Here is a 6656-nt window from a genome sequence, read left to right on the forward strand (position 1 = left end):
AGAGGCTTTCGCCCCGGATAACGATAATTGGTTATATTTTTCGGTACATATCGTTCAACCTGGACAAGTTCCAGAATTGATACCAATCGTTCCTCCTGTTCAGTTAACGGTGTTGGCAAGCATTGGTTTAGATGAGGAAATAGACTTCCTTGGACACGTCCCATCAACCATGATATCGTGTCTATGAGCTTCATGGCATTCTCCTTGGATTGGTTTTGCTGGATACAAAACTATACCAGGAAATGCCATGAAGCTCTATTATTTCAGCGTGTTAAATCAAAATACTCCCTGATTCTGTTATTGCACGTCTTTTTGCAAGAGGCTCATATCGTGTATATTTTCTTCACGAAATTTCACGCTGGTTGAAAGAGCTTCACAAAAGCAGACTGTTCTTTTAAGCGAATCTGTTCGTTGTCATTGTTCATTTACCGGGGCGGACTGACCACGACATAGTTGACCTGGCTGCCGGCATAATGCGGTTGGTACCATGTGCTGCCGCATTGTCTGTAGGGATATCCATTGACATAGACATCGGAACAGGCGGGCGGCATGGAAGCCGCCGTGACGACAGAGCCCACCACCAGACCGGCAATCGCTCCGACAACGAGCGCTCTGCCAACATCATTATGGCGATGATAATCGCGGTGGTAGTGATGACGGCGGCCGTCATAACGATATCCTCTGTCATTCCTGATATTCACATTGATGTTTGTCTTCCGTTTGATGTCCCTGTTGGGCCGACGATCCCTGGAGCCTCCTTTGTGGCCACTTTTATGGATGGAGGTTCGGGTGCGATTTTCCGATTTTCGGGCATCAGCGAGGGTGGGGAACATGACGCTGGAAGTGAAAAAAAATAACAAAACAACAAGAGCGGTGTTGACGCGAAAAAAAAGTGATCGGGTTTGCATGCTGTTATCCTCCGCTTATTGTTGTGTTGATTCTTCAGGGTCATCAAAAACAGCAATATCAATTTTATGCGCTCCTTCTGGCGGAGTGAACACGAAGGTACCGTCGGGCAACTGCGGTGCCACATCCCAGGTCATAGTGGAGATGTACTGGGGCTGGCCGTTTTCCAGTTTGCTGGTGATGACCAGTTGAAGCGGCAGCGGTGTGTCGTCATCTTCGATCCAGATCTGCCAGTCGACATCTTCCTGCTGGAAGGCGTAATGATTGCATAGTGTGCCGCTGATTCGGCTCTGGTCAATAAAGGTAGCTGACTGGACATCCACCATTCGGTTTTTTTCGGTGCCCCAGTAGAACAGATCACGCAACGGGATTTCGATATTGTATTGATCCTGGGCGATGTCCAGCAACTTGCCGATGGAATCAGGAGCATCGAATAAGGCGTAGTATTTGTCCTGGTTGCCGTAGATCGTAAAAGTTTTACCGTCATAATAATATTCGTGATCACGATCGATCCCCTCAATCTTCGAAGAGATCTGCAGCCGATCGGGCAGCCGGGTGCTGTACTTCGTTGTACCCGTGACGAGAATCTTCTGGCCGGTGAGAAGAACCTCATCCATTAACATTTCGGAAATCACCGTAAACGATTTGAGTGAGTTGAGGTAATTGCCCATCTCGGTGAGAGCTGCTGTTGCCTCGGGTTGGATTAGTATTTCATCCTCCACTTCGGAAGCTGCAGGTTGGGCAGCAAGGCATCCCGTTGTGGAAAGCATCAGAAACGGTGCTGAAATCAACAGCATCCCGATACGACTTCGCCATCGATTGCTCATGGTTTTCTCCATCTGGTTTTATGTTGAACGGTGAAGAAACAGTGTGATTACAATACTGGAAGTACTGAATTTGCAAATGATTAAAACATTTTATATGTTCTGCTACAATTATAACCTCGGTGCCACCTGCTGTATAGCTAATTCAGGAATGTGTTATGAAAGTGTCACTCGAGAGATAAAATAGGTTGAAAAAAAATGGAGCAACAACAGACTGTAGCTTACCAAAGACTCTCAAAAGTGCAGCAGAACTACAACTTGAGGTGCCTACTGTTGTTTTCAACGGGTGAGGATCGCTCCTCGCCCATTGAAAGCAGCAGTAAAAAGGTTCAATTCTAAGATATTAAAAATTTGATGAGATATTATTTGGAAATCTCAAATGGTAAGGTCCAGAATTAATTTACATCGCGAAAATGATTTGGTCCCCATGCTGTCAGCCTGACTATCGAATGAGTTTCATTGTCGCTCTATTCTTGTTGTATACCAGCATATTTACATACTGCTATACCGATTCCTGCGATATCTTTTTTCCAGAATCCAGAGAAATTGTAGTCAATTCAATCTGCTCAATTTCTATTCGGTAATACGAATTTGAAAATATGGTGTTGACTTCCTGTGGCGGGAGGGTTAGTAAACGAATGCGCGTAATATTTAATTCACATATGTGTTACCGCGGCGTAAAATTTTCTGCTAGCAAACTGCAATTAAACAACTATTACAATGAGGGCGTTATGCGTTTCATCGTCATTTTTTTCGCAATACTGACCGTCTCTGTAGATATTGCTGGAGCCCGAGAAATTACAGACTCTCTGGGACGATTGGTTGTTGTGCCTGACAAGGTGCAGAGGGTTATCTGTTCCGGCTCCGGCTGTCTTCGGTTACTTACGTATCTTGGGGGACAGCACCTGGTAGTGGCAGTAGATGATATCGAGGGAAGGCGCCGTCAGTTTGATGCGCGTCCCTACGCGATTGCCAATCCTCAATTCCAGCAGTTACCAATATTTGGCGAGTTTCGGGGAAAAGATAACCCAGAGCTGATAATGACCCTTGACCCGCTGCCGGAGGTGATCTTGAAGCTGGTGGGAACCGGTAAAGGAACAGTCGGCCCAGATCCAGCAACCTTAGAGCAGAAAACCGGCATTCCGGTGGTTGCACTCAAATATGGTAACCTTGCAGGGTTGAAAGACGATCTGTATAGCTCCTTGCGGATTATGGCTGAGGTGATCGACACGAAACCTCGTGCTGAAGAGGTGATCTCCTATTTTGAGACGCAGATGACAGAACTTAAAAATCGAACCAGCGACATCCCCAAAGAGCAGCAGCCGTCGGTCTATCTTGGCGGGGTTGCTTATGCCGGCCCCCACGGTTTCCAATCGACCGAACCGACCTATCCACCATTTCGCCTCGTCAATGCGAAAAATCTTGCGGACGGAGCAAATGCCAACGCCAAAGAGGTCAGCAATAGCACTATCGCCAAGGAGAAAATCGTGGAATGGAATCCTGATTATCTCTTTCTCGACCTCTCGACGCTTCAGCTCGGCGACAAGGCCGGCGGTCTGTTTGAGCTGCGGAGTGATCCCTCCTACCGAACGCTTTCTGCGGTCAAGACCGGTAAGGTTTTCGGATTGTTGCCATATAACTGGTACAACCAGAATTTCGAATCAATCCTCGCTGATGCCTTCTATGTCGGTAAACTGCTCTATCCGGAGCTTTTTACCGATATTGATCCACGGCAAAAGGCTGATGAAATTTTCACCTTCTTCGTCGGAAAATCGGTTTTTGCGGAACTCGATGCGAAGTTTTATCATTATGTTTTCCAAGATATACCGGTAGAGTGACATGCACTTTCACGATGGCAGGGTACCGCAGGAATACCGACAATACATAGGACGAAAAGTCCTGTTCCTTGTCCTTCTAGGGGGCGCACTTTTCATGGTTCTGCTCCTCTCCATTTCGCTTGGTGCAGCCCGCATTCCGTTGGTGGACGTTGCAAGAAGCCTGGTCGGCATGGAGACAGCCCGAAAGATCGAGATCATTGTCTGGAATATCCGGTTGCCCCAGGCGTTGTCGGCCATGGTGGCGGGGGCAGGCCTGGCCCTTTCCGGGGCGGTGATGCAGTCTATTCTCCGTAACCCGCTCGGCTCACCTTTCACGCTCGGTATCGCCCACGCTGCCGCCTTCGGTGCAGCCGTCGGGGTCATGGTACTTGGCGGTGGGATCATGACCTCAAGTAGTGTTGGTTCGGTACAGATCACCAATCCTTACCTTACGACCGTTGCCGCCTTTGTTTTCAGTATTGGGGCTGCGGCGGTGATTGTGGCTATCGCCAGGATGCGGGGAGCGACACCGGAGGTGATGGTGCTTACCGGGGTGGCGCTGGGCTCGTTTTTTACTGCGGGCACCATGTTGCTCCAGTTTTTCGCCGACGATGTTCAACTCGCCGCCATGGTGTTCTGGACCTTCGGTGATACTGCCAGGGCCAACTGGCAGGAATTACTCGGCATGTCGATTGTCGTCACCGTTGTGGCACTCTATTTTTTTGTTAATAGCTGGAACTATAACGCCATCGATGCTGGAGAGGAGACTGCCAAAGGGCTTGGGGTGCGGGTGGACCGGGTGCGGACGGTGGGCATGCTGTTGGCATCGGTACTCACCGCAACGGTGATTGGTTTTCTCGGGATCATTGGTTTTGTCGGGCTGGTGGTTCCCCATATGGTCCGGCGGATAATCGGTTCCGATAACAGATTTCTGCTGCCAGGGGCGTTTGTTGGTGGGGCCTTGATGCTCTTGGCGTCGGATACGGTCGCCCGGCTATTGCTGGCGCCTCATGTGTTGCCGGTGTCGGTGCTTACTGCTTTTCTGGGGGCACCTGTTTTTCTCTGGTTAATTTTGCGAGGAGGTCGAAAATGATTGTCGAGACCTGTCATCTGCATTTCGCCTATAAAGAGTATGCAATTCTTGAGGAAATTGATTTTCAGGTGCGCCCTGGTGAATTGCTTGCCATTCTCGGCCCCAATGGGGTTGGTAAGACAACCCTCCTGAAATGTTTGAACGGTATGCACCGTGCTTCGGCTGGTGCGGTAATGGTTGAGGGGGTGGATGTCCTCCGTATGCGACCTATAGATATTGCTACCCGGATCGGTTATGTGGCCCAGAAGAGTGAGACCGCCCGCTTGACAGTTTTCGATGCTGTGCTCATGGGCCGCAAGCCACATATTCGCTGGCGTACCAGTGACCACGATTTGGAAACTGTCGAGGCCGCCATTCGGCATCTCCATCTCGAAGACAAGAGCTTACGGTTTATCGATCAATTGAGTGGAGGAGAGCTGCAGAAAGTCTGTATTGCTAGAGCTCTGGTACAAGAGCCGAAGCTGCTGCTTTTAGACGAGCCAACCAGCGCCCTGGATTTGAAGAACCAGATTGACATTATGCGCCTGCTGCGCCGGGTCGTCGATGAGCATGGTCTCGGTGCGGTGATGACCATGCATGATCTGAACAAGGCTATGCGCTATGCGGACAGCGTCTTGATGCTGAAAGACGGCAAGGTTTTCAGTCATCTGGAGACTGGTCGGGTAACAGCGGCGATGATAGAGTCCGTTTATGGGTTGGCGGTGGAAATACACAATATTAACGGTCATCCATTGGTGGTACCGCAAGAGAGTGGCCAGAATGTTCATTGCTGCTGAACAGTAGAGGAATATTTAACGATGAGGAGAAAGATATGAGCTGTACGTTTGAGCAACACCTGATAGATGAAACAATTCGCTTTCACGGCCATAGCTGTCCAGGGCTGGCCATTGGTATCCGGGCCGCGGAGGCTGCCCTCAGTGAAATGGCCGGGGTTGGAACGGCCGATCTGGTCTGTGTGGCTGAGACAGATATGTGTGGAGTGGATGGCATCCAGTATTTAACCGGTTGCACCTATGGCAAAGGGAATTTTCTACATCGTGATTACGGCAAGATGGCGTTCGCTTTCTATAGTCGAAAAAATGACAAAGGGATTCGGCTTGTGTTCCGGCCGGAATCACGCGGCGAGTTGGATGGTGAGATGCCGGCTCTGATGGCAAAGAGTGTAGAGAAAACCATAACCGGTGAAGAACAGGAGCGGCTGCAGCAGCTGCGTCAGGAGATGCAGAAGCGGCTGATGACGCTGCCGATTGAAGAATTGTTTACCGTGCAGCAGTTACACGAGCGTGCACCCCGACCTGCCAAAATACTGGAAAGCCTGGTCTGTCAGGATTGCGGTGAAAATACCATGGAGTCACGAACCCGTCGCTTTTCCGGTCGCACGCTCTGCATTCCCTGCTTTGCCAAGGTCGAGCAGAAGGTCTAATTTTTTAAAACCGACCAGGAGCGTTTTCTCTATGGTCCGCAACGGATATGGTTGGAAGGATAGTGATAGCTCCAATTTTACCTCCAAAGATATTCTTTTTGGCAATCTTATCAGTGTAAGAAAAAAAAAAAATCAATTTAAGACTATCCCTGACATGTGAGGATCAGCCAACAACCTATAATTGTACCAAAATGGAGCAACTGCAAGGAAAAGATTTCCAAAGACTCTCAAAAGTGCAGCAAAACTACAACTTGAGGTGCCTACTGTTGCTTTCAACGGGCAAGGAGCAATCCTCACCCGTTGAGGCACGCCTATCCATAAAGTGTCTCAATCCATCTGATCGCTTCAGTGTCATTTACCTTTCCAAGATACCTTTGAGTAGTTGAAAGGTCTGCATGCCGTAGAATGACCTTGCTGACGATTTCTATGGGAGTACCAGATCTTGATGCATAAGTTGCCGCATGACGCCGGAGATCATGTGGACGCAGTTCGATATTGACCAGTTTGCCTGCTTTTTTCACCATAGACCAAGCGGCAACGTAAGAAATGGGAAAAATTCGGTCATTGTTGCCGATATCAGTGGCTTTTACATA

At 49.0% G+C, this 6656-nt stretch carries 8 protein-coding genes; 4 read left to right on the forward strand and 4 right to left on the reverse strand.

The features are described 5' to 3' along the window. The 3 genes from BUF15_RS27965 to BUF15_RS25940 all read right to left on the reverse strand — a co-directional run. Nucleotides 1–194, reverse strand: a 194-nt coding sequence (locus BUF15_RS27965; protein WP_234981263.1) for a hypothetical protein, incomplete at its 3' end; no start/stop codon positions are given. Nucleotides 195–425: 231 nt separating this feature from the next. Further along, the gene (locus tag BUF15_RS25935) at nucleotides 426–908 is read right to left on the reverse strand and encodes a hypothetical protein (RefSeq protein WP_073617218.1); all 483 of its coding nucleotides are present in this window, start codon (nucleotides 906–908) and stop codon (nucleotides 426–428) included. A 15-nt stretch (nucleotides 909–923) separates the two neighbouring features. Further along, nucleotides 924–1733, reverse strand: a complete 810-nt coding sequence (locus BUF15_RS25940; protein ID WP_073617220.1) for a DUF2092 domain-containing protein — start codon at nucleotides 1731–1733, stop codon at nucleotides 924–926. Nucleotides 1734–2461: 728 nt separating this feature from the next. On the opposite strand from BUF15_RS25940, the gene BUF15_RS25945 reads away from it, so the two are divergent. From BUF15_RS25945 to BUF15_RS25960, 4 genes are read left to right on the forward strand one after another with little or no spacing between them, the layout of a single operon-like run. Beyond that, a complete protein-coding gene (locus BUF15_RS25945) occupies nucleotides 2462–3568 on the forward strand; it encodes an iron ABC transporter substrate-binding protein (protein WP_073617222.1) in 1107 nt (368 codons plus the stop codon). A gap of 1 nt (nucleotide 3569) precedes the next feature. Next, complete coding sequence (locus BUF15_RS25950) at nucleotides 3570–4640, forward strand: FecCD family ABC transporter permease (protein WP_073617224.1); 1071 nt, start codon at nucleotides 3570–3572, stop codon at nucleotides 4638–4640. Then, the gene (locus tag BUF15_RS25955) at nucleotides 4637–5416 is read left to right on the forward strand and encodes an ABC transporter ATP-binding protein (protein ID WP_073617226.1); all 780 of its coding nucleotides are present in this window, start codon (nucleotides 4637–4639) and stop codon (nucleotides 5414–5416) included. The genes BUF15_RS25950 and BUF15_RS25955 overlap by 4 nt, the downstream gene beginning before the upstream one ends. 35 nt (nucleotides 5417–5451) lie before the next feature. Next, the gene (locus BUF15_RS25960) at nucleotides 5452–6063 is read left to right on the forward strand and encodes an FmdE family protein (protein ID WP_073617228.1); all 612 of its coding nucleotides are present in this window, start codon (nucleotides 5452–5454) and stop codon (nucleotides 6061–6063) included. Between the two features lie 311 nt (nucleotides 6064–6374). On the opposite strand, the gene BUF15_RS25965 is transcribed toward BUF15_RS25960, so the two are convergent. Then, nucleotides 6375–6656: site-specific integrase (locus BUF15_RS25965; protein ID WP_143170901.1), on the reverse strand; the 282-nt coding region annotated here is incomplete at its 5' end.

The organism is Desulfopila aestuarii DSM 18488 (genome assembly GCF_900143695.1).
Classification (GTDB): Bacteria; Desulfobacterota; Desulfobulbia; order Desulfobulbales; family Desulfocapsaceae; genus Desulfopila; species Desulfopila aestuarii.